Origin of the sequence: Streptomyces sp. RP5T, assembly GCF_003933965.1 — a bacterium.
Lineage (GTDB): Bacteria > Actinomycetota > Actinomycetes > Streptomycetales > Streptomycetaceae > Streptomyces.
Window position 1 is genome coordinate 1 of the sequence record NZ_RSAJ01001111.1, and the last position, 1,242, is coordinate 1,242.

The 1,242-nt window shown below is 75.5% G+C and carries 1 protein-coding gene; it reads left to right on the top strand.

Annotated elements, in window-relative coordinates; translation table 11 throughout:
• Positions 1-1,242 (top strand): heavy metal translocating P-type ATPase (locus EHS43_RS44825; RefSeq protein WP_125196082.1); only part of this gene is annotated, 1,242 nt, incomplete at both ends.

Sequence of the window (1,242 nt, forward strand, 5' to 3'; positions counted from 1 at the left end):
CTCGCCCTCCCCGAGGCCCGCTGGGCGCTGGCCTCCACCGTCGCGTTCCTGCTCGCGCTCGCCCTCGACCTCGGCGGTCTGCCGTGGTGGGCCCACGGCCCGCTGTACGCGCTCGCCTACGCCACCGGCGGCTGGGAACCGGCCCTCGAAGGGCTCAGGGCGCTGCGCGCGAGGACCCTGGACGTCGACCTGCTGATGATCGTCGCGGCGCTCGGCGCGGCCGCGATCGGCCAGGTCCTGGACGGCGCCCTGCTGATCGTCATCTTCGCCACCTCCGGCGCCCTGGAAGCCCTGGCCACCGCCCGCACCGCCGACTCGGTGCGCGGCCTGCTCGACCTCGCGCCCACGACGGCCACCCGGATCACGGACACCGGCGAGGAGACGGTCCCGACGGGTGAACTCTCCGTGGGAGACGTCCTGTTGATCCGCCCCGGCGAGCGCATCGGCGCCGACGGCCTGGTCCTGGACGGCACGAGCGAGGCCGACCAGGCCACCATCACCGGCGAGCCCCTCCCGGTCGCCAAGGGCCCCGGCGACGAGGTCTTCGCGGGCACCCTCAACGGCACCGGCGCGCTGCGCGTCCGCGTCGAGCGTGACCCGGCCGACTCCGTGGTCGCCCGCATCGTGACCCTGGTCGAGGAGGCCTCCTGGACCAAGGCGCCGACCCAGCTGTTCATCGAGAGGATCGAGCAGCGGTACGCGGTGGGGATCGTGGCCGCCACCCTCGCCGTGTTCGCGGTGCCCCTGGCGTTCGGCGCCGACCTCACGGACGCGCTGCTGCGCGCGATGACCTTCATGATCGTCGCCTCGCCGTGCGCGGTCGTCCTCGCGACCATGCCGCCCCTGCTGTCCGCCATCGCCAACGCAGGGCGCCACGGCGTCCTGGTCAAGTCGGCCGTCGCGATGGAGCGGCTCGGCGAGGTGGACGCCGTGGCGCTCGACAAGACGGGCACGCTCACGGAGGGCACACCGGAGGTCTCGGACGTACGACCGCTGCCGGGCTCGGGGCTCACCCCGGACGACCTCCTCGCCCTGGCCGCCGCGGCCGAGCACCCCAGCGAGCACCCGTTGGGCCGGGCCGTCGTGCGGGCCGCCGGGGAGCGGGGACTGCGGATCGCGCGGGCGCGGGACTTCGCCGCCGTGCCCGGAAGCGGGGTCACGGCGGTGGTCGAAGGGCGGCTCATCGGCGTCGGACGGCCCGGTGACCCCGCGGACCTCGCCCTCCCCGAGGCGCCGGCGGAC